Annotated in this window: 16 protein-coding genes; 6 read left to right on the forward strand and 10 right to left on the reverse strand. The window is 45.1% G+C overall.

Annotation, left to right across the window (positions count from 1 at the left end):
- Positions 1-115: 115 nt before the first annotated feature.
- The 6 genes from MHO32_RS06730 to MHO32_RS06755 all read right to left on the reverse strand — a co-directional run bounded on the left by MHO32_RS06730 (position 116) and on the right by MHO32_RS06755 (position 6,588).
- Positions 116-1,366, reverse strand: a complete 1,251-nt coding sequence (locus MHO32_RS06730) for a glutamate-5-semialdehyde dehydrogenase (protein WP_005447597.1) — start codon at positions 1,364-1,366, stop codon at positions 116-118.
- 17 nt (positions 1,367-1,383) lie between these two features.
- On the reverse strand, positions 1,384-2,523 hold the full coding sequence (gene proB, locus MHO32_RS06735; protein WP_005447599.1) for a glutamate 5-kinase: 1,140 nt from the start codon (positions 2,521-2,523) through the stop codon (positions 1,384-1,386).
- Between the two features lie 122 nt (positions 2,524-2,645).
- Positions 2,646-3,035 (reverse strand): sigma factor-binding protein Crl, encoded by a 390-nt coding sequence (gene crl, locus MHO32_RS06740; RefSeq protein ID WP_005447601.1) that lies wholly within the window; start codon positions 3,033-3,035, stop codon positions 2,646-2,648.
- Positions 3,036-3,153: 118 nt separating this feature from the next.
- The gene (gene frsA, locus MHO32_RS06745) at positions 3,154-4,401 is read right to left on the reverse strand and encodes an esterase FrsA (RefSeq protein WP_009697716.1); all 1,248 of its coding nucleotides are present in this window, start codon (positions 4,399-4,401) and stop codon (positions 3,154-3,156) included.
- Positions 4,402-4,491: 90 nt separating this feature from the next.
- A complete protein-coding gene (gene tet(34), locus MHO32_RS06750) occupies positions 4,492-4,956 on the reverse strand; it encodes an oxytetracycline resistance phosphoribosyltransferase domain-containing protein Tet(34) (protein WP_005447605.1) in 465 nt (154 codons plus the stop codon).
- Positions 4,957-5,298: 342 nt separating this feature from the next.
- Complete coding sequence (locus MHO32_RS06755; RefSeq protein ID WP_005447607.1) at positions 5,299-6,588, reverse strand: NCS2 family permease; 1,290 nt, start codon at positions 6,586-6,588, stop codon at positions 5,299-5,301.
- Between the two features lie 1,033 nt (positions 6,589-7,621).
- On the opposite strand from MHO32_RS06755, the gene MHO32_RS06760 reads away from it, so the two are divergent.
- Positions 7,622-9,094 carry an aminoacyl-histidine dipeptidase gene (locus MHO32_RS06760; RefSeq protein ID WP_009697714.1) on the forward strand — a complete coding sequence of 491 codons (1,473 nt, stop codon included), beginning with the start codon at positions 7,622-7,624 and terminating at the stop codon, positions 9,092-9,094.
- A gap of 98 nt (positions 9,095-9,192) precedes the next feature.
- On the opposite strand, the gene MHO32_RS06765 is transcribed toward MHO32_RS06760, so the two are convergent.
- Positions 9,193-9,732 (reverse strand): DUF3332 domain-containing protein, encoded by a 540-nt coding sequence (locus MHO32_RS06765; protein ID WP_005447616.1) that lies wholly within the window; start codon positions 9,730-9,732, stop codon positions 9,193-9,195.
- Positions 9,733-10,062: 330 nt separating this feature from the next.
- Here MHO32_RS06765 and MHO32_RS06770 point away from each other — a divergent pair, with 330 nt between their 5' ends.
- The 3 genes from MHO32_RS06770 (at position 10,063) to MHO32_RS06780 (ending at position 14,162) form a co-directional block, all read left to right on the forward strand.
- Entirely contained in the window at positions 10,063-11,133 is a 1,071-nt protein-coding gene (locus MHO32_RS06770; protein WP_005447618.1) for a succinylglutamate desuccinylase/aspartoacylase family protein, read from the forward strand.
- Positions 11,134-11,373: 240 nt separating this feature from the next.
- Positions 11,374-13,560, forward strand: a complete 2,187-nt coding sequence (locus MHO32_RS06775) for a TonB-dependent receptor domain-containing protein (RefSeq protein ID WP_005447620.1) — start codon at positions 11,374-11,376, stop codon at positions 13,558-13,560.
- A 179-nt stretch (positions 13,561-13,739) separates the two neighbouring features.
- Positions 13,740-14,162: a hypothetical protein gene (locus tag MHO32_RS06780; protein ID WP_029789190.1), complete on the forward strand. Its 423-nt coding sequence runs from the start codon at positions 13,740-13,742 to the stop codon at positions 14,160-14,162.
- An 89-nt stretch (positions 14,163-14,251) separates the two neighbouring features.
- Here MHO32_RS06780 and MHO32_RS06785 read toward each other — a convergent pair whose 3' ends face one another.
- Together MHO32_RS06785 and purL are read right to left on the reverse strand one after the other, a co-directional pair.
- Positions 14,252-14,554, reverse strand: coding sequence for a DUF3622 domain-containing protein (locus MHO32_RS06785; RefSeq protein ID WP_005447624.1), 303 nt, complete (start codon positions 14,552-14,554; stop codon positions 14,252-14,254).
- A 232-nt stretch (positions 14,555-14,786) separates the two neighbouring features.
- Positions 14,787-18,698, reverse strand: a complete 3,912-nt coding sequence (gene purL, locus MHO32_RS06790) for a phosphoribosylformylglycinamidine synthase (RefSeq protein ID WP_005447626.1) — start codon at positions 18,696-18,698, stop codon at positions 14,787-14,789.
- Positions 18,699-19,022: 324 nt separating this feature from the next.
- Between purL and mltF the strand changes: the two genes are divergently transcribed.
- On the forward strand, positions 19,023-20,627 hold the full coding sequence (mltF, locus tag MHO32_RS06795; protein ID WP_050907655.1) for a membrane-bound lytic murein transglycosylase MltF: 1,605 nt from the start codon (positions 19,023-19,025) through the stop codon (positions 20,625-20,627).
- A gap of 284 nt (positions 20,628-20,911) precedes the next feature.
- On the forward strand, positions 20,912-21,046 hold the full coding sequence (locus MHO32_RS25750) for a hypothetical protein (protein ID WP_005447629.1): 135 nt from the start codon (positions 20,912-20,914) through the stop codon (positions 21,044-21,046).
- A gap of 85 nt (positions 21,047-21,131) precedes the next feature.
- Here MHO32_RS25750 and tadA read toward each other — a convergent pair whose 3' ends face one another.
- Entirely contained in the window at positions 21,132-21,665 is a 534-nt protein-coding gene (gene tadA / locus MHO32_RS06800) for a tRNA adenosine(34) deaminase TadA (protein WP_005447631.1), read from the reverse strand.
- Between the last annotated feature and the right edge of the window lie 38 nt (positions 21,666-21,703).

The following is a 21,703-nucleotide window of genomic DNA, read 5'->3' on the forward strand; positions in this document are numbered from 1 at the left end:
TAGCTTGCAATTGGGTTCGTCCCAAAAGCAAGACTAGTGTAGCGGAATTGCTATGTTAGAGAAAACAAAAAGGGGCATCGCTGCCCCTTTTTCAATCAATATCAAACGGTTTCTGTTAACTGCGTGCTAAGTAGTTCGCTTTACCAACCCATTTGTAGCTGGTCAGTTCTTCCAAACCCATAGGACCACGAGCATGCAGTTTCTGAGTTGATACCGCAACTTCAGCACCTAAACCAAACTGAGCACCGTCAGTAAAACGTGTTGCGGCATTTACGTAAACCGCCGCAGAACCGACAGAGTTAATGAACAATTCTGAGTTTTGTAGGCTGTTTGTCATGATCGCATCTGAGTGGCTCGCGTTGTGAACGCGCATGTGATCAATCGCTTCTTTCACATCAGCAACCACTTTTACACCTAGCGTATAACTTAGCCATTCCGTATCAAAATCACCTTCACCCGCATCGCGAATTTGTTTCGCTTGTGCCATCAGTGCTTTTGCTTTTGGCTCTGCGACAAAAGTTACGTTTTCGTTCATGCGCTCTACGATCATTGGCAGGAACTGCGCAGCGATATTCTCGTGAACCAGCAAAGTATCTAGCGAGTTACATGCGGACGGACGTTGAACTTTTGAGTTTTCAACAACATTGAGTGATTTATCTAGCTCTGCTGATTCATCAACAAAAATGTGGCTAATACCAAAACCACCAATGATCACTGGAATGGTGCTGTTCTCTTTACACATTTTGTGTAGACCAGCGCCACCACGTGGAATGATCATATCGACGTAGTCGTCTAGCTTAAGTAATTGAGAAACCAACTCACGATCCGGTTTTTCGATGTACTGAACAGAAGCCGCTGGCAAGTTTGCTTTTGCAAGCGCCGATTGGATAACCTTCACCAGCTCCATATTAGAGAAAAATGTCTCTTTACCACCACGTAGGATGCTTGCATTACCTGTTTTTAGACACAAAGCAGCAATATCGATAGTTACATTCGGACGCGCTTCGTAAATCACACCAACTACACCAAGTGGCACGCGACGACGAGACAGAGACATGCCGTTTTCTAGCACTTTGCTGTCAATTTCACTGCCCACAGGATCGTTAAGGCTGATCACATTACGAACATCGTTAGCAATACCGGTTAAGCGCTCTTCATTCAGTAAAAGGCGGTCAAGTAATGCATCCGTTAGACCCGCTTCGCGACCTAACTCAATATCTTTTGCGTTTGCAGCCAAAATGGTTGCTGCATTTGCTTCTAGCTCATCGGCAATAATGGCTAGTGCTTGGTTCTTTTGTGCGGTTGACGCTGTCGCCAATTCGAAAGCTGCATCTTTGGCAGCTTTACCCATATTCGTTAAATCCACTTTGCTTCCCTCAATTTCTATTCTTGAATGACGACAAGATCATCGCGATGAATCACTTCTGAGCCGTAGTCATGACCCAAAATAGAGATGATATCTTTACTGTGCTTACCTGCAATTTTCGCTAGGTCTTCACTTGAGTAGGCACTGATACCACGAGCAACCAGTTTACCGTGGGAATTTGTCACGCGGGCGACTTCGCCACGAGCAAAATCACCACTTACTTTAATAACGCCTTTCGCAAGCAGACTACTGCCCTTACCTACAACCGCGTTAACGGCACCGTCATCAATAATGATGTCACCAGACGCCGCAGGACCGGCTAAGATCCAACGCTTACGGTTTTCTAGTGCTTCAGAACACGGTAGGAAACGTGTGCCTTGTGGCTCTGAACTCAATGAGTCAAAGATAACATTTGGTGCGCTACCAGCGGCGATAATAACTTCAATACCTGCACGGCGAGCTATGTCTGCCGCTTGAAGTTTGGTTGCCATGCCGCCCGTACCTAGCGTTGTGCCACTACCACCTGCAATTTTACGCAAAGTATCATCGATAGTTTTCACTTCTTTGATCAGCTCAGCATTCGGATCTTTACGTGGGTCTGCGGTAAACAAACCTTTTTGATCAGTCAGGAGCAGCAATTTGTCTGCACCACACAAAATCCCCACCAAAGCAGACAAGTTATCGTTATCACCTACTTTGATTTCATTTGTTGCGACAGCATCGTTTTCATTAACGATAGGGATAATGTCATTCGCAACCAACGCATTAATGGTGTCACGTGCGTTAAGGAAACGTTCACGATCGTCCAAATCAGCGCGAGTCAGTAGCATTTGACCAATTTTGATACCGTAAATACCAAACAAAGACTCCCATGTTTGAATCAGACGGCTCTGACCCACGGCTGCAAGCAACTGTTTGCTCGCCATCGCGTTGGGCAGTGCGGGGTATCCAAGATGCTCACGGCCTGCTGCAATCGCACCAGACGAAACCATTACTACTGAATGGCCTTGTTTTTTAAGCTCAGCACATTGACGAGCCAGCTCTACCATATGAGCACGGTCTAACGCCAAAGTGCCGCCTGTCAGCACACTTGTACCCAGTTTCACAACGACGGTCTGTGGTTGTGAAACAACTGCATTCTGTTGATTCGTTGTCATGATGTCTTCTGAAATGAAAAACAAATAAAGAGTGGATGTTTTAGCAATCAAATGGGGATTTAACAAGCAGAAAAGGTGCGAAAACGCACCTTTTTGTCTTATCAGGGAAGAAAACAGCCAAATTAGGCGAAATCAAACGATTCGGTGTGATATTCCACTTCCAGTTTGAAATGCTCAGCCACTGTATCAATAAGCTTTTGATGGAAGGTACTTTGTGTCAAGTACACTTCCTCTACTACCTTATTTGGTAATGGTTCTGAGGTCCATTCCCCTTCTTTGTTGTATTTACCAATATGGTATTTTGCCGTAAAGCCACCTTCGATGGACTCCAAGTCCATCCACCAGCCCCAAAATTCACGTTTCTCAGGTGACTTTTTGTCGTCTACACAGACAGATAGACAGTCAAAATAGTAGTGCCCTTCTTGTGATTGTGGTTCGCGCAGGTACGGACCTATCGCCTTCAACTTTGACATCAAGCGAAAGTGAGTCGGCCCTTGTGTCGTCTCTGACATAAGAATCTCCGTTTCCATAGTAAGGATATTTAGCTATCCAAGAATGATTATTATTTTTAATTATCATGAGCTTATTTTTTGCTCACATATATCACTCTTAACTAAATTAGGAGATTTGTCATCTTAATAATTCGTCCTCCAACCACTTTATGGCTAAATCGAGGGATTGCTCATAACCTTTTGTAATTGTCTTGGAACTGATTTTCTTGGCTTGTCCGTACTGGCTAAACAGTGCTACCAACTGGTTATCACTATGAGGTGAAACTGGGTCCCCTTCGAGACTCAATGCTAAAATTGGCACCTTAGTTTTACGGCTACTTAGGAAACCTTGTACCTTGAGTGACCATGCCATCATCTGTCCGGCCATGCTATTGATGTCAACAGCACTCTTACCAAGGCGAGACGCTAATAGGTCAAGGTACATCTTCGGCATTTGCTGCAACTTTTTAGGCGACGTAAACAGATCATGCACTGGTGCTCCCAAAGCCACACAAGCTTTGATCTTTTCTTGCTCAACAAACGAAAGACGAATCATGGCATTACCGCCAAAGCGGAAGCCAATCAATCCAACTTTGTGGTGATCAACCCAAGGTAGAGAATACAGTTCATTCAAAACCGCTTGATGAAGGCAACTGGAGTTTTCAGTCAGCGGCCAATGTGAACTATGACCGACTGACGGCATATCAATAGTCACCATCGCAATGTCTTTTGGAGCTAAGTGGTTTCTGAACAAGCGCCACATATCCGTTTGCAAGCTGTCCAAACCAGCACTGACCATTACAACTGGTAATTGTTTATCTGTGCGAGGAAGATGTAGGTTCGCGATGATCTTGCGTTTTTGGTAAGGCACTTCGATCTGCTTGATCACGTATTTAGTTTTTTCTGAGCCTTCTGAATACGCTTTGTTCGCCAATACCTGTGCTTGAATGGCTAAGTTATCATTCTTTAAATGTGGATAGCCTGCAATGCTAAAACACAATGAAGCCGTAAACAGCTCATCAGCCGCTTCCTCCCCCTTCATTTCATTCGCGCGGCGTTGATGCTCCATGCCTAACTTAATCCACTCAAACGTCCAGTTACCACCGTGGTAACCCATGACCGTATCAAGCCATTTATCTTCGGTACGAGAATGATTCGATGACGCGATTTTAGAAAGTACCCCTTCCATTTCGATAGGAGATAAGCCCTGCCACGCCCATTGAAGACGTCTCAAATGACGATACCAAGCACGATCTTCATGCTCTTCTCGCTCATCAAGAATCTTTTGGCTGGTCGGCATGTATTGAGTAAGTGCAGAGGTTTCTTTCGCTTGTTTGTGTTTGACAAACAAAGTTTCGGAGAGGTTTTTACTGACGTCTTCTGACATAGGAAGGACTCTAGGCTGGTTGCAATAGCGTAATAATAATAAAAAAAATGCCCCTATAAAGGGGCATTTCTCAATATTCTTAGTGCAAACTTATTTTTGCTTACGATTTACTGGCTCAGCGTACTGGATAGACATATCCCAAGGTTGCTCGATCCAAGTGTCTTGTGCGATGTCTACTACGTAGTCATCAAGTAGCTCTTTACCAGAAGGCTTAGCACATACAGCAATCAGTTTTGCTTTCGGGTACATTTCACGAAGTTTACGCGCTGTATCACCGCTATCTACTAGGTCTTCAATGATTAGGTAACCTTCACCGTCACCTTCTGGCGCTTTAAGCACTGTCATGTCACGTTGATGATCGTGGTCGTAGCTTGAGATACAAATTGTATCTACGTAGCGAATACCTAGCTCACGAGCCAAGATAGCACCAGGAACCAAGCCACCACGGCTTACCGCCCAAATACCTTTCCATTGCTCAGCTGGCATTTGTTTCTCAGCCAGTTCACGGCAGTAAGACTGCATCGCATCCCAAGTGATAATGAATTTTTTACTCATTGTAATAACCTAATAATTTCAAAATATGCATCCCCGTGACCTAGCTGATGGCGCTGAAATGGACTCATCAATCTAGATTTCCCACACCAGAGGAAATGGGGGTTTCAAGCTACGCAAACGATTATTCTACCGAAACCCATGATTAATACCAACGCTGATATCAAAATTCTCCGTCTATTACGCAGAAAAATCGAATTCAGTGAACACGGCAAAATAAAGAAGGGAATGAATTTGAGAAGAAATGCTCCATAAACAAGGAGAAATTCCCCTCCAGCAAAAGCCCACAAACAAAAAGCCAGTGTGAACGAGTGCCCACACTGGCTTTTCTTTTAATCGTCAGAGTTAGCCTAGGATGTACTTCGCAATGAAGATAGCGGACATAACCCATACACTCATTGAAACTTCACGTCCTTTACCACTGAACAGTTTGATCGCAGCGTAAGCAATGAAACCAAGCGTGATACCTTCTGCAATAGAGAAAGTCAAAGGCATAACCAAACACGTTACGACAACAGGAGCCGCTTCTGTTAGGTCACGCCAGTCGATGCCAACAAGACCAGAAAGCATCAAGATAGCCACGTAAAATAGTGCACCAGACGTTGCGTAAGCTGGAATCATTCCCGCTAGTGGCGAGAACAATAGAGCAAGAAGGAACAATACGCCAACAACCACAGCGGTTAGACCTGTACGACCACCAGCGGCTACACCAGAAACGCTCTCAATGTATGACGTCGTGTTTGATGTACCTAGTAGAGCACCGACAGATGTTGCTGTTGAGTCTGCAAGTAGCGCTTTATTTAGGCGTGGAATGTTGCCGTTTTCGTCAGTCAAACCCGCTTTTTGCGAAACACCAACTAGCGTGCCTGCAGTGTCGAACAAGTCAACGAATAGGAAAGCAAATACTACAGAGATCATACCTACTTCGAACAAGCCAGAGAAGTCTAGCTGCATGAAGGTTGGCGCGATGCTTGGTGGTGTTGACATGATGCCGCCCCACTGAACGTCACCAAAGATCAGACCAAGAATTGTTACGCCTAGGATTGCGATCATAACCGCACCTTTCACACCACGGTGAACCAATGCAATCGTCATGAAGAAGCCAATCGCTGCAAGTACAGATGGTAGAGAAGTGATATTACCCATTGAAACTAGCGTTGCTGGGTTATCTACAACAATACCTGCGTTTTTCAGTGCGATGAAAGCAAGGAACAGACCGATACCTGCTGAGATACCAGTACGAAGAGAAAGTGGAATCGAATTGATGATCCATTCGCGAATCTTAAACACACTCAAGACGATAAATAGCAGACCGGAAACAAATACTGCTGCTAGCGCGACTTGCCATGTGTAACCCATGCCCAACACAACGGAATAGGTAAAGAACGCGTTTAGCCCCATACCTGGAGCCTGAGCGATTGGGTAGTTTGCTACTAAGCCCATGATGAAACAGCCAATAGCGGCAGCAAGACACGTCGCAACGAACACGGCACCACGATCCATACCTGTATCTGCAAGGATAGCTGGGTTTACAAAGATGATGTAAGCCATAGTTAGGAAGGTAGTAACACCTGCGATGATCTCAGTGCGCACATTGGTGCCATTTTCACTAAGTTTAAAGAGCCTTTCGAGCATGATCGAATCCTGTAAAAGGTAAAAAGTAAACGGTTGCGTAATCGATTGGCTCGAATTATAAAGTTATCAAATAACAAATTCCAGATAGAATTTTCACTCTAAAGGGATTTTTTTCTTGGGATATGAAACCCATTCGCTAGCGTTTTAAACAGCAAATAAATTTAGGTCTTAATAAACAATAACTAACGAACTTGTACTGAAAACAAACGTATATGTATAAACTGAGCAATGTATTAAACTTTCAAACGCAAAGTCATCGTTTTGGACGCTAAATACCCAAAGAATTGGTCAGAAAATGAAACAAGTGAGATAAGCAATCGGAGAATTGAAGCTTGGTGGCGATAAAATAGGCGAGATTGGGATCAGAAGATAAAAAAACGCCACTCAATTTGAGTGGCGGTGAATCATGTCAGCACTATGCACTGAAAAAAAATTCCAATTTATAGGGGTGAACAAACTTGTTCGAGTCACATGCGTTGGCTTCAATTAGTAACCAAAGCTTGTTGGGTATACAAAGTTACCGGTGTAAACAGATTTGCTGTTCCAGAACATTGCACTTGGTAAACCTTTCATAAATATCACCTTCTAAATCAATTAATACTGTTAATTTGGTTGATTTCTCAGTTCCTTGGAGGCGATAAACGGACTCATCCTTTGAGCATTTCATTCTTCTCTCAGAAGCTGGTTACAAATATACCACCCAGAAATTTAATTACAAGCATTTTAGTGACCAGAATCACAAAAACTTAATAAATTGACCTCCATCAAGAATTAACTGTAATTAAATTACAGTTTAGTAAATTAAAAATTAAACAAACTTTCAGAACATACTAAGCTCGTTGCATTGGTGTATTACGTTGTGTTCATAATCTGTGACAGTTCTAGGGCAAATCCTTTTCACCACAACTACTAGAACCGCTTTTCTGGTGGTATGCTGAGGGCAATTCCAAGCCAATACCGATTAGCATTTACTGCTAAACACTCATTAAATTTACGGTTTAAATTTGGCAAAGCACATCAAAAGGAGTCTTCCGTGTCTGAATTCCATTCTGAAATCAGTACCTTATCACCTGCTCCACTTTGGCAGTTTTTCGATAAGATTTGTTCAATCCCTCACCCTTCAAAACATGAAGAAGCTCTAGCACAGTACATTGTTACTTGGGCAACAGAGCAAGGTTTTGACGTACGCCGCGATCCAACTGGCAACGTGTTCATTAAAAAACCTGCGACACCAGGTATGGAAAACAAAAAAGGTGTAGTGCTTCAAGCACACATCGACATGGTGCCACAAAAGAACGAAGACACTGATCACGACTTCACTCAAGATCCAATTCAGCCATACATCGATGGTGAATGGGTAACAGCAAAGGGCACAACGCTAGGTGCAGATAACGGCATCGGCATGGCTTCTTGTCTTGCTGTACTTGCTTCTAAAGAGATCAAGCACGGTCCTATTGAAGTTTTACTGACTATTGATGAAGAAGCAGGCATGACAGGTGCATTTGGTCTTGAAGCTGGCTGGTTGGAAGGCGATATCCTTCTAAATACAGACTCAGAACAAGAAGGCGAAGTGTACATGGGTTGTGCAGGCGGTATCGATGGCGCAATGACCTTCGATATTACTCGTGACGCAATTCCAGCGGGCTTTATTACTCGTCAACTAACACTGAAAGGTCTAAAAGGCGGTCACTCTGGCTGTGACATCCATACAGGTCGCGGTAACGCAAACAAACTAATTGGTCGCTTCCTCGCTGGTCACGCGCAAGAGTTGGATCTTCGCCTGGTTGAATTCCGTGGCGGTAGTTTACGTAACGCGATTCCTCGTGAAGCTTTTGTAACTGTAGCACTACCGGCAGAAAATCAAGATAAACTAGCGGAACTGTTCAACTACTACACTGAGTTACTAAAAACAGAGCTTGGTAAAATTGAAACAGACATCGTGACTTTCAACGAAGAAGTTGCAACAGATGCACAAGTGTTTGCGATTGCAGACCAACAACGTTTCATCGCAGCATTGAACGCTTGTCCAAACGGTGTAATGCGTATGAGTGATGAAGTTGAAGGCGTGGTTGAAACATCACTTAACGTTGGTGTTATCACAACAGAAGAGAACAAAGTAACCGTTCTATGCCTAATTCGTTCCCTGATCGACTCAGGTCGTAGCCAAGTTGAAGGTATGCTTCAATCTGTCGCTGAATTGGCTGGTGCTCAAATTGAATTCTCTGGCGCTTACCCAGGCTGGAAACCAGATGCTGATTCAGAGATCATGGCAATTTTCCGTGATATGTACGAAGGCATCTACGGTCACAAGCCAAACATCATGGTTATCCACGCAGGTCTTGAATGTGGTCTGTTCAAAGAACCTTACCCGAACATGGATATGGTTTCTTTCGGTCCAACCATCAAGTTCCCTCATTCTCCAGATGAGAAAGTGAAGATCGATACCGTTCAACTGTTCTGGGACCAAATGGTTGCGCTTCTTGAAGCCATTCCTGAAAAAGCGTAATTCAAACCAATACGCGAAAAACACAAAAGGGTGCCTCGGCACCCTTTTTTTATTGTGAGCTTTTTATTACAGACTCTTTATAACAAGAGTATCGCAAACTATGCGCGAGTTTGCGCGTATGCCGCTAGCTCATCCATAGAAGTTTTAGCAACCACTTCACCATCGATGTAGTAAGTAACGAAGTCACCTTCACGAACGCCCATTAGTGTCGCTTTGTCACCGTTGTTGTATGTAATGTCCATCTGAACGGTGTTCTCGTCGATCTGTTGCATTTGACCTTGCTCGATAACACGGTTGTGCGTTAGAGGACCGATCGGTGCAGTCGTTAGAGATTTGTCTAACTGGTGGTTCACGTCGATGTAAGTATCCATCTTGGTATCAAAGATGTGTGGCTTACCGTTTAGTGGGTTTTTACCAGTCCAGAATTCTAGAGAGTTGAATACGATGTAATCCGCTGCAACAGCAACACCATAAACAGGCGCCAAAAGCATGTTTAGACCACCACGAGCGTAACGGTTATCTACTGCTTTTAGGTTAAAGCCCATTACGTAACCTGTCACTGCATTACTGCCCACACAGCCAGAAAGAGAAACTGCGACTGCAGTCAATGCGCCAATTTTAGCGAACGCCTTTTTCATCAAAACCTCTAGTTAAATAGTATTAGGTCAAAAATTCGGCGGGGATATTAGCGGATTAAAACCATAGGTAAAAGTCAGTTTTTCTTCAAAAAAATATGAGTATTAAATTTAACACAGCCTTATTTATTCGATGAATGTGCTACTTTAAAACACAGCGTACAGCCACTCAATAAACACAGAAATTAACCCAATGTGCTTACACAACTCATACATCTGGTGAAACTTTAATCTTTTCAATAAAAATTATTTTTCGTCACCTAAAGAAGAATGATTAGTGTGATTTTGAACCAGTTGTTACATTGTTGCTAACGTATTTGACAGAGATGGTTTATGGCCAGAAGTAAAAAAAGCAAAGTATTTGAGCTACTCGGGCATCAAGTACAACCAGGACAACGACTAGAAACCGAATTTGAAGCAGCACAGCTTTACACGCACTCACCACTTTCTATTCCTGTGGAAATCATCCATGGTAAACAAGAAGGTCCCGTGCTAATGGTGAATGCGGCGATCCATGGTGATGAGCTTAATGGCGTAGAAATCGTTCGTCAGATGATCAACCAACTGGATCCGCAAAAGCTGAAAGGCACCGTGATTGCGGTTCCTATTGTGAACGTATTTGGTTTTATTCATAAGTCACGCTACCTACCGGACCGCCGCGACCTAAACCGTTGCTTCCCAGGAAGCGAAAAAGGTGCATTGGCATCTCGCATGGCGCATGGGTTCTTTAACAATATCGCCAAACGCTGTGATTACATCTTGGATCTTCATACGGGTGCGATTCACCGTACTAACCTACCGCAGATCCGTGCGAACCTGAGTAATCCAGAAACACTGCGAATCGCAAAAGCGTTTGCCACACCAGTGATCGTAGACTCGGCACTGCGTGATGGCTCTTTGCGTAGTGAAGCTGAAAAATGCGATATCCCAGTGCTAACTTATGAAGCTGGTGAAGCTCTGCGCTTTGACCCTCTATCTATCAGCGCAGGTGTACTTGGCGTGCAGCGCGTCATGCAAGCCATCGGCATGCTTCGCGCAAGCCGCAAAAAGCTACCAGAACCAATTATCGCAAAATCCACCAGTTGGGTACGTGCATCAGGTAACGGTATTCTGCGTACTGTCGTGAACCTAGGTGACAAAGTTGAAGAAGGTGAAACACTCGCATACATCAGCTCGCCGCTTGGTCACGACGAACTTGAACTGGTTGCACCAAAAGGCGGTATCGTGATCGGTCAGCAAACACTGCCTCTCGTTAACGAAGGTGATGCAATCTTCCACATTGCTTACTTCAAACAAGACGATGATGTCGTTGAACAAACCGTAGAAAGCTATATTGAAGAGCTAACAGAGTTCGATGTTGATCAAGTCACGACAGGGCAAATTCCGCTAGAAACTCAGCAATAAGTTTTTGCATAAACTGAAAGCCCAGAAATTCATCTGGGCTTTTTTGTGGCGAAAAGATAGACACATTCACTCCCCTACATATCTTAATCCCTATCAAAATCTGTTTTACCGTCATTTGGTGGATATAAAACTTTACAGGCATTCAAAAAAACACCATTGATAATTAATCTCATTATCATTTATTAATTTGTGCAGCATTCATATAATCCTCGCCTAATCAAATTACTATAAATGACGAATATGAAACGTTTATCCACTCATGGCTTCAAGGTAAGCCTTGTTTCGCTCGCAGTGCTCAACTCCCTTGCTTCCTATGCAGCAGAAGGCTCAGATGAAGAGCTTGAAGTCATTGGTGTGCATTACGCGAAACCAATCACTGTTGCAGAACCTGCTCAAACGACCATTGATTGGTCTCTTATCGAGGAACAGCAGTATTCCAATTTTGCAGATATGATCGACTCCGTGCCAGGAGCAACATTAGATGGTGGTGCTCGCTCTGGGGGGGAACGTATCAATATCCGCGGTTTTGATGACCCAAGTGACATCGCTGTATTTGTTGATGGCGCACCTATCGGCTTCCAACAATACCGTTACGGAACCTTCTTCTTTGACCCGTTCTTAATTGGTGAGGCAGAGATCATCAAAGGCGCGCACGACTATCGCGCATTGAATGGTAAATTTGGTGGCTCCATCCGTATCAAAACGAAAAGTGTCGATGATCTCCTCGATGGCGATCGTAACTTTGGTGCTCGTGTTTCCACTGGCTATAACAATAATGGTGATGAAAACTCATACACCTTGTCCTTATACGGCAAGAACGACGCCGGCTTCTACTTCTTAGCCAATGGCTCGGTAAAAGATTCAGATGACATCCAAGTTGGCGGCGGTGAAACGTTGGATTACTCGGGTTACGAGCAAGAAAACATGCTGGTGAAAGTCGGCTATGAAAATGACGACCACGAGTTCGAAATCAGTCATACGCGCTACAAAGACGAAGGCCGCAAACCTTGGGCGAACCGTCGTGGAAAAATGCCGAATATTTCCGACTACAACATCAAAAAATATGGCTCATTAGAGAAGGCGAAATACGCGTACACGGTCGACAACAAATACACCGACAATACGACGACGCTCTCTTACCATTACATGCCTTCCAATCCTTACATTGATTTCAACATCAAAATGGCACGCTCTGAAAACGATCGCCACTGGGTACGCCCTGATGTTGCATTCGAAAAAATGTTCGTCTCTGTCGGCAGCTACGGTCACGAGTCTTGGCTAAGTTACGAACGCGATTATGTTGATGTCTTCAACCAAGCACAAATTGGAGATCACGCACTAGTCACCGGTCTTCAGTACCAAAAAACTGACCGCGATTCACTGGTCTTCAATAAATCGTATGCCAAAAAAGAAGCAAAGAACTACGGCTGGTACACGCCTTATTACGAACCATCGGGTATACAGACGATTTACGCCGCTTATGTAGCAGACCATTACCAAGCGACCGATCGTCTAACCATCACACCATCTTTGCGTTATGAATACATCACCAGCGAAGGTAAAGGCAATGCAGCGCCAGACTACAACGACCCGGCGGCTGGGCATGACTACAGTGAGACGAGCCACAAAGGCTTTAGTCCGCGTCTCGATATCGATTTTGATGCCACTAATAATACGCGTTTGAATTTCTCTTACGCATACGCATTAAAAGCGCCAACGGTCGATAACATCTACTCTGTACAATATGCCCGCGCTACGGCGACAGCAACGGCAAGAGATCTGGATGTTTCGCGTATTCATGCCTACCAAGCGAGCGTGATCAATTTAACCGAAGGTCTAGTCAGTGACCGTGACAACCTTGCAACGGAGTTTACCGTGTTTTACAACGACGTAAATGACACGGTCGATATCCGAACAGGTGCAAATCTAGATAAAAACAGTACAGAAAACCAAAGCTGGAATACGAACTTAGATGGGTTCAAAAACTACGGTTTTGAGTTGATTTCACAGTACCGTATTTCAGATTTCTATACTGATTTTTCAGCGAGTTACGTACGTGGTAAAAACAAAGGTAGTCTATCTGACTCCACTGGTTCTGATGACGATCACCCAGATGTACCACCATTGAACATCAACCTAGGCTTCGGTTACGAATGGCTCCCAGGTCTACGCTCAGGTTGGGAAGTACGTTGGTACGATGCACAAACCAAAACGAAGGCAGAGGGTAACAACCTGAAAGTAAAATCGCCTAGTGAGCAATATACGCTGCAAAATGCGTATGTCGTTTGGGATGTGCAACAAGTCAAAGGCTTGAGCGTTGGAGCGGTCGTGAAAAACCTAACTGACCGTTACTATGAAGCCTACCTATCTAACGGCGTGCCTTCACCGGGTCGTGAAGTTAAACTTAAACTGACTTACCAGTACTAATTAATCACATTATCTGTATTGGTCTTCAACCAGCTCGGGGCTATGAATGGCTCCGAGTTTTCGTTTATATCCAAGTAACCTCAAAATGCTTGATTCAGCCAGAGTGACTTGGGTCTATCACCCTCATTTTACATACGAGACTTATGAGCCTTCGAAAAAAAACGCTGACATGGAAACAAATGTTATTTGTCGCTGCCCTAGCCTCTCCGCATGCAGCGAGTATTTCACAAGACAATATCTCTCAATATTTGGAAGAACACAGTAAGCGCCAGCAATTAGAAGATCATTACGCTGCCACTGTGACAGACAACTTAGATCTTGATGCTCAAACAGATGGTTTAACGTGGAAAGAAGATGGCAAACCCGATCATTGCCAATACACAAAAGGAGAGATAACGGAAGCGAGAGATTATGATTATGGGGAAGCCAAAGATCTTTCTGACGGCTTGCATAACATCGATTTGCCGCCCGTACATACTCCCAAAAACAGCCACAAGTATCGAACCTATTCGAATAATCCTCAATTGCTTGCTGGTAATAAACAATTTGCAGCCCCTGCAGAAGGTTCGGTGAGCTTTTCGGTATCTTCGGACTGCTTTTAAACGACACAAACAAAAATGCCCCGAGATGATCTCAGGGCATTTTTTAATTCATAATCGACGGCACAGATAAGCCATCTAGTAGGCTGAGATTACTCTTCGTCAGCTTCTACTTCACGCGCTTTGCGAGCTTCTTCTTTGCGAACTTTCGCCGCTAGTTGCTCAGCTTCACGCTCTTGACGCTGTGCTGCTTTACGCTCGTTACGAACAACTTGGTTTTGAACAAAACCCGCTAGTTCTTGCTCAGCCCAAGCTTGTGCTTTCTCTTCGCTGTCAAAACCAGTTTCACGTTTTGATACTACTGTCTTACGAGATGTCACTTGACGAGTGATCTCTGCGCTCCAGCCGTTACGTTTTTCAGTTACGCGGATAGCAAATTTTGGATTTTTAGACATTTCTTTCATTTCCTAAGGGATTAATCAGGGATTCGGTCAACTTGATAACTCCATCTAAGCTGAGCTGTTTAACACCATCCCTTGGTAAGCGCGGTATTAGAGCATAAAAGTTACCGAAACGCTGCAAGTTTTTTAAGGGAGACGGGAGACGTTCTCGATTCCCTTAAATAAAAAAGCGCCAGTCTTTCAACCAGCGCTTTATTCTTTTCGTTAACCTTGGACTACGCCGTAATTAGCCGATGTTCTTACGTGCGTTTTGGAACATACGCATCCAAGCACCATTCTCGCCCCAACCTTCTGGAGCCCATGAGTTCGCTACTGTGCGGAACACACGCTCAGGGTGCGGCATCATGATTGTGACACGACCATCTTGAGTCGTTAGACCCGTAATAGCGTTTGGCGAGCCGTTCGGGTTATTCGGGTATTGCTGTGTTGGATTACCGTGGTTGTCCACGTAACGAACCGCAACGGTACCTGATGCTTCAATCGCTGCTAGATGGTCAGCATCACGTACTTCTACACGACCTTCACCGTGAGAAACTGCGATAGGCATACGAGAACCCGCCATGCCGTCAAAGAATACAGAATCAGACTTCTGAACTTCAACTAAGCTAAAGCGCGCTTCAAAACGCTCAGATTCATTACGAACAAAGCGTGGCCATAGGTCTGCACCTGGGATTAGCTCTTTCAGGTTCGATAACATCTGACAGCCGTTACACACACCTAGAGAAAATGTGTTGTCACGATTAAAGAAGCTTTGGAACTGTTCACGAGCTTGTGCATTGAACAAAATAGACTTAGCCCAACCTTCACCCGCACCAAGTACGTCACCGTAAGAGAAGCCACCACAAGCCACTAGACCGTGGTACTCATCCAGAGCCGCTTGACCTGTTAGGATGTCGCTCATGTGAATATCAGTCGCTTCGAAACCTGCACGATCAAACGCTGCTGCCATTTCTACGTGAGAGTTAACGCCCTGCTCACGCAGAATAGCCATCTTAGGCTTCGCACCGGTATTTACCATAGAACCCGCGATGTAAGGCGCTGCAATGTCTTCGTTTACGTCGAAGCTTAGCTTAACGTTTAGACCTGGGTCAGAGTTGTCTTTCTTCGCTTCATGCTCTTGGTCAGCACATGCTGGGTTATCGCGTAAACCTTGCATCTTATGCGTCGTCTCAGCCCAGATAGTACGCAGTTCAGTACGGTTACGCTCAAGAACCACTGTGTCACCAGAAGTAATCACTAGCTCATCAGATGCTTCGACTGAGCCGATTACGTGAGAACATGCTTCAAGACCGTTCGCTGCTAACGTTGAAAGTACAGCATCTAGGTCATCGTTTTTAACCTGAAGCACTGCACCCAACTCTTCGTTGAATAGTGCTGCTAGTACATCTTCACCTAGGTCGGCGATGTCTGCTTTAACACCACAGTGACCAGCGAATGCCATCTCTGCAAGCGTTACAAATAGACCGCCATCGCCTTTATCGTGGTAAGCCACTACTTGATCGTTTGCTACTAGAGTTTGAACTCCTTCGTAGAAACCTTTCAGTTGTGCTGCGTTGTCTACATCTGCTGGCTTATCACCAAGCTGCTTGTAAACCTGCGCAAGTGCTGTTGCGCCTAGACGGTTTTGCCCGTTACCTAGGTCGATAAGAACCAGTGACGTGTCACCTTTATCTGTGCGCAATTGCGGTGTGATTGTCTTACGAACATCTTCAACACGAGCAAACGCAGTGATGATGAGAGATAGCGGAGAGGTTACTTCTTTCTGTTCGCCGTTCTCTTCCCACTTGGTCTTCATCGACATTGAGTCTTTACCCACAGGGATAGTCAGACCAAGTGCTGGACATAGCTCTTCACCCACAGCTTTCACTGCTTCGTAAAGACCTGCATCTTCACCCGGGTGACCGGCTGGAGACATCCAGTTTGCAGACAGTTTAATATGTTTGATATCACCGATGTTTGTCGCTGCAATGTTTGTGATTGCTTCACCAACCGCTAGACGAGCCGATGCACCAAAGTCTAATAGAGCAACTGGTGTACGCTCACCCATCGACATTGCTTCACCGTGGTAAGTGTCGTAACTTGCTGCAGTTACCGCGCAGTTTGCTACTGGAACCTGCCACGGACCAACCATTTGGTCACGCGCGACAAGACCTGTTACCGTGCGGTCACCGATAGTGATTAGGAATGTTTTTTCTGCAACCGTTGGAAGGCGTAGAACGCGATCCACGGCTTCGTTCAGCTCGATGCCGTCACGGTTAACCGCCGGGTTGTTTGCTTTTAGCGTTTTCGCATCACGGTGCATCTTAGGCGTCTTACCAAGAAGCACATCCATTGGCATGTCAATTGGCGTGTTCTCGAAGTGTGAATCTTCAAGTTTAAGCTCACGCTCTTCAGTTGCGATGCCTACTACTGCGTATGGTGCGCGCTCACGCTTACAGATTGCATCGAATACTTCCATGTTCTCTGGCGCAACCGCCATTACGTAGCGTTCTTGAGATTCGTTACACCAGATCTCAAGTGGGCTCATGCCTGGTTCGTCATTTGGTACGTCACGCAGTTGGAAAATACCACCACGTTCGCCATCGTCGACAAGCTCTGGAAGTGCGTTAGAGATACCGCCCGCACCCACATCGTGGATGAATGCGATTGGGTTAGCATCACCAAGTTGCCAACAACGGTCGATCACTTCCTGACAGCGACGCTCCATCTCTGGGTTTTCACGCTGTACTGAAGCGAAATCTAAGTCTTCTGCTGATTGACCAGATGCCATTGAAGAAGCAGCACCACCGCCAAGACCGATGTTCATTGCAGGACCACCAAGTACGATTAGGCTTGCACCTACGGGGATCTCTTTCTTCTGAACGTGCTCGTCACGGATGTTACCCATACCACCAGCAATCATGATTGGCTTGTGGTAACCACGAACCTCTTCACCTGCGTGAGAGTTAACTTTCTCTTCGTAAGTACGGAAGTAGCCAAGTAGGTTTGGACGACCAAATTCGTTGTTGAACGCCGCGCCACCAAGTGGACCTTCTAGCATGATATCTAAAGCGTTAACGATACGACCCGGCTTACCGAAATCTGTTTCCCATGGCTGCTCAAAACCAGGAATACGTAGGTTAGAAGTAGTGAAGCCAACAAGACCTGCTTTTGGCTTACCACCGATACCAGTCGCGCCTTCATCACGGATCTCACCGCCTGAACCAGTAGAAGCGCCCGGCCATGGAGAGATAGCAGTTGGGTGGTTGTGCGTTTCCACCTTCATTAGGATGTGCGCTTTCTCTTGGCTGTAACCGTACTGGCGAGTTTCTGGGTTCGGGAAGAAACGACCTACATCTGAACCCACCATAACTGCCGCGTTATCTTTGTACGCAGACAGTACGTTTTCTGGTGTGGTTTCAAACGTGTTTTTGATCATCTTGAACAGAGACTTCTCTTGCTTAACACCGTCGATAGTCCAATCTGCATTGAAGATCTTGTGACGACAGTGCTCTGAGTTCGCTTGTGCAAACATCATTAGCTCAATATCAGTCGGGTTACGTTCAAGCTTATTTACGAACGCATCGTAAAGGTATTCTATTTCATCATCTGCAAGTGCAAGACCTAGGGTAACGTTTGCGTTTTCAAGCGCAGCACGACCGCCGTTTAATAGGTCAACGTCTGCCACTGGTGCAGGTTCTGCAGCTTGGAATAATGCGCTTGCGTCGTCGAAGTCAGTAAAAGTAACTTCCATCATGCGATCATGGATGAGCGCTTTTACATCTGCAATTTGAGCATCGTTAAGAGGCGTCGCTGTTTCTACGTAGTATGCTGTGCCGCGCTCAAGACGTTTTACTTTGTCTAGACCACAGTTGATGGCGATGTCTGTAGATTTAGAAGACCAAGGCGAAATAGTGCCCGGGCGAGGAGTCACAAGAAGTAAAAGACCTTCTGGCTCATGCTCTTCGATCGTTGGACCGTAAGTCAGCAATTTTTCCAGTTTTTCCAACTCTTGGTCATCAAGGTCAGACTTTAGATCCGCAAAGTGCATAAACTCTGCGTAAATGCCAGTGACAGGCAGATCTTGTTCACGACATAGTTCCAGTAGTTTATTAACACGAAACTCAGAAAGAGCTGGGGAGCCACGCAAAATTCTCATGTGCTTAGGTCTCTTATTGCAAGTGATTAAGGTAATATTGGAATAAATTCAGTGGGTTATACTGTTTTCTTCGAAGCTATTCCCGAAGGTTTTTCAAACCTATGCCGATGCCACCTCTTCGTTGCGAGCGCATTATATAGCAATTGTTTTTGTGATGTAACACCAAAAGCAACCGTTTGCGTCATTTTTTTTTGCCAAATTTGAATTACGACTAAAATGTCGATAAATCACACAATGTCGCACTCTATCTGTCTGATTCACTTTGCCCCACCAGCGCGCTTTGATATAAAGGCAACTAGAAATTTATCGAGACGTACCGAATTAATGCAAATAAGTCAGTTCAACCGACTCAAGCGCAGCGCCCTACTTTTCGCTTCTGTGCTTTTACTTTCTGCCTGTCAGATTGAGTCGGAACCTAAAAGTGAATTCGAGCAAATCCAAGAGCGTGGTGTCCTACGTGTTGGCACGCTAAATAACCAACTCTCCTACTACATTGGTCCAGACGGTCCTGCTGGCTTGGATTACGAACTGGCACGTAAATTTGCAGAACAACTAGGCGTGAAGTTGGAAATCAAACCTGCTTTCCGTCAAGCCGAGTTATTCCCTGCCCTCAAAAAAGGCGATATCGACATCATTGCGACAGGTTTGAATCAAACTTCGCAAGCGGTGCAACGTTTCCGTCCGGGACCTGCCTACTACTACGTAAGCCAACAGGTGGTATATAAGAAAGGACAACTTCGTCCTCGCGACATTGATCAGCTCATCAAGTATCAAGAATCAAAAGATGAAAAGGCTGTCGATGAAAATGCCAATGCAGGTGCAGAAACGCTACAGATCGTTGAACAATCACAGTTTGTTCCGACACTAACGTCACTACAAAAAGAATATCCAGAGCTTCAATTCGAGATTGTTGGCGATGCAGACACTCGCGATTTGCTAAAACACGTATCGACGGGTGAACTGCGTTTTACTGTAACTGACTCGGTTGAATTATCTTTAGCTCAACGTTTATACCCAGATCTTGCACTTGCTTTTGAGCTAACAGAAGACCAACCCGTCTCTTGGTTTACTCGCCGCTCTGAAGATGAAAGCTTATACGCGATGCTGATTGAATTCTTTGGCAATATCCAGCAGTCAGGCGAGTTGGCGACACTAGAAGAAAAGTACATCGGTCATATTGAAGCATTTGATTATGTCGATACTCGCGCCTTTATCCGAGCGCTAGACAACAGCCTGCCTAAGTGGGCACCACTATTCCAAAAATACAGCGAAGAGTTTGATTGGCGCTTGATCGCCGCATTGGCTTACCAAGAGTCCCACTGGAAACCAAAAGCAAAATCACCGACGGGTGTACGTGGAATGATGATGCTTACATTGCCTACTGCGAAGAGCGTTGGAGTAACGGACCGACTTGACCCAGAACAGTCTGTTCGAGGTGGTGTGGAATACCTGCGTCGTATTGTCGCTCGTGTACCAGATTCCATTAATGAACACGAAAAGATTTGGTTTGCGTTGGCATCTTACAACGTTGGCTATGGTCATATGATGGACGCACGACGCCTAACTAAAGCGCAAGGCGGCGATCCAAACGCATGGGCAGATGTAAAAGAGCGTCTACCATTGTTGCGTCAGAAACGTTATTACAGCCAAACCCGTTACGGTTATGCCCGTGGTGATGAAGCACGTAACTACGTAGAAAACATCCGCCGTTACTATCAATCGATCATTGGTCATGTCAGTCAGAAACCAGCCATTGACGAAGATACGGAAGATCTTCAGGTCATTCCGCCACTCGATCCAAACCTATTGGTTTCTGGGGCGGTTGAAACCTTGGCTGAACAAGTTTCAGGGGCTGAAAGCACAACACCAAATGAAATGCAAAAACCAGAGACTAAAGCCGAACCTATTCCTGTTTCAGGGGCGGAATAAACCTTTCGAAAATAGCGAGCTCACAGCTCGCTATTTTTTTGTTGAGTCAACAAAAAAAGTTATCTAGAATCCGGTCTTTCGAGCTTATGTAGTTTGCGTTGTTATTTGGTGCCATACCAATACGAAGCGCGCAGAAAAGTAAGTTCTTTTGGTCACCTCTCCTCACTCGATGTCACCTTCATCGGAAGTGTGCATCACCAGAATGTCATCAATTGATAATGAATCGGACGCTTTGCTATGCGAGTGTCGGAGAGTGTGTTCGTTGTCTGCAAGAGGTTCTGATTATGAGAAAACGCAGAGTGCAGTCAAAACGTTTGAATAAGACAGTGGCTGCTAACCGCCGTAAGCGCAAGCTTACGTGTATGAAAAAGAAAGTCAGTGCACGTAACCGTGTTTTCGTTCACCTAGTGAATCACTGAGAACTTGAAGCAAACATCTACTTCCGAGTAGGTGTTTGCTAAAGAGATGAATTATTGCTGCGAACCTTAATTTACTCGCCTGAATTTATTCGCCCTTTGTATCCTGCTCATTATCTAACGCTTTCTGCGCTTGTTTTTTGGCTTTAATTTCTTTACGACGACGCTTAAAGAACGCTTGCAACTGAGCACGGCACTCCTCTTCTAGCAATCCATTTTCTACTGTTGCGTAATGGTATGCCGCTTGGCTTTCGAACAAATTCAATACCGTCCCTGCTGCCCCTGCTTTTAAATCAGGCGCACCGTAAACCACTCGCTTTACTCGGCTATGTAGCAACGCACCAGCACACATAGGACAAGGCTCTAACGTGACATACAAAGTCGTATCAAGCAGTCGATAGTTACCTAGTGCTTCTCCTGCTTTTCGTAATGTCTGGATCTCGGCGTGTGCGGTTGCATCGTGAGCGCAAATAGAACGGTTCCAACCTTCCGCAATAACCTCTCCATCTTTTACCAACACAGCGCCAACTGGCACTTCCCCTTCAGCTTCGGCTTGCTCGGCAAGCTCCATCGCACGGCGCATAAATAGTTCGTCTTGAGGAGAAAACTGAGAATCTGACAAAAGGAGGCTCCGGAATTTGGGATAGATCGTGATTGAAA

Origin of the sequence: Vibrio sp. MMH1-50 (assembly GCF_022347645.1) — a bacterium.
Classification (GTDB): domain Bacteria; phylum Pseudomonadota; class Gammaproteobacteria; order Enterobacterales; family Vibrionaceae; genus Vibrio; species Vibrio harveyi.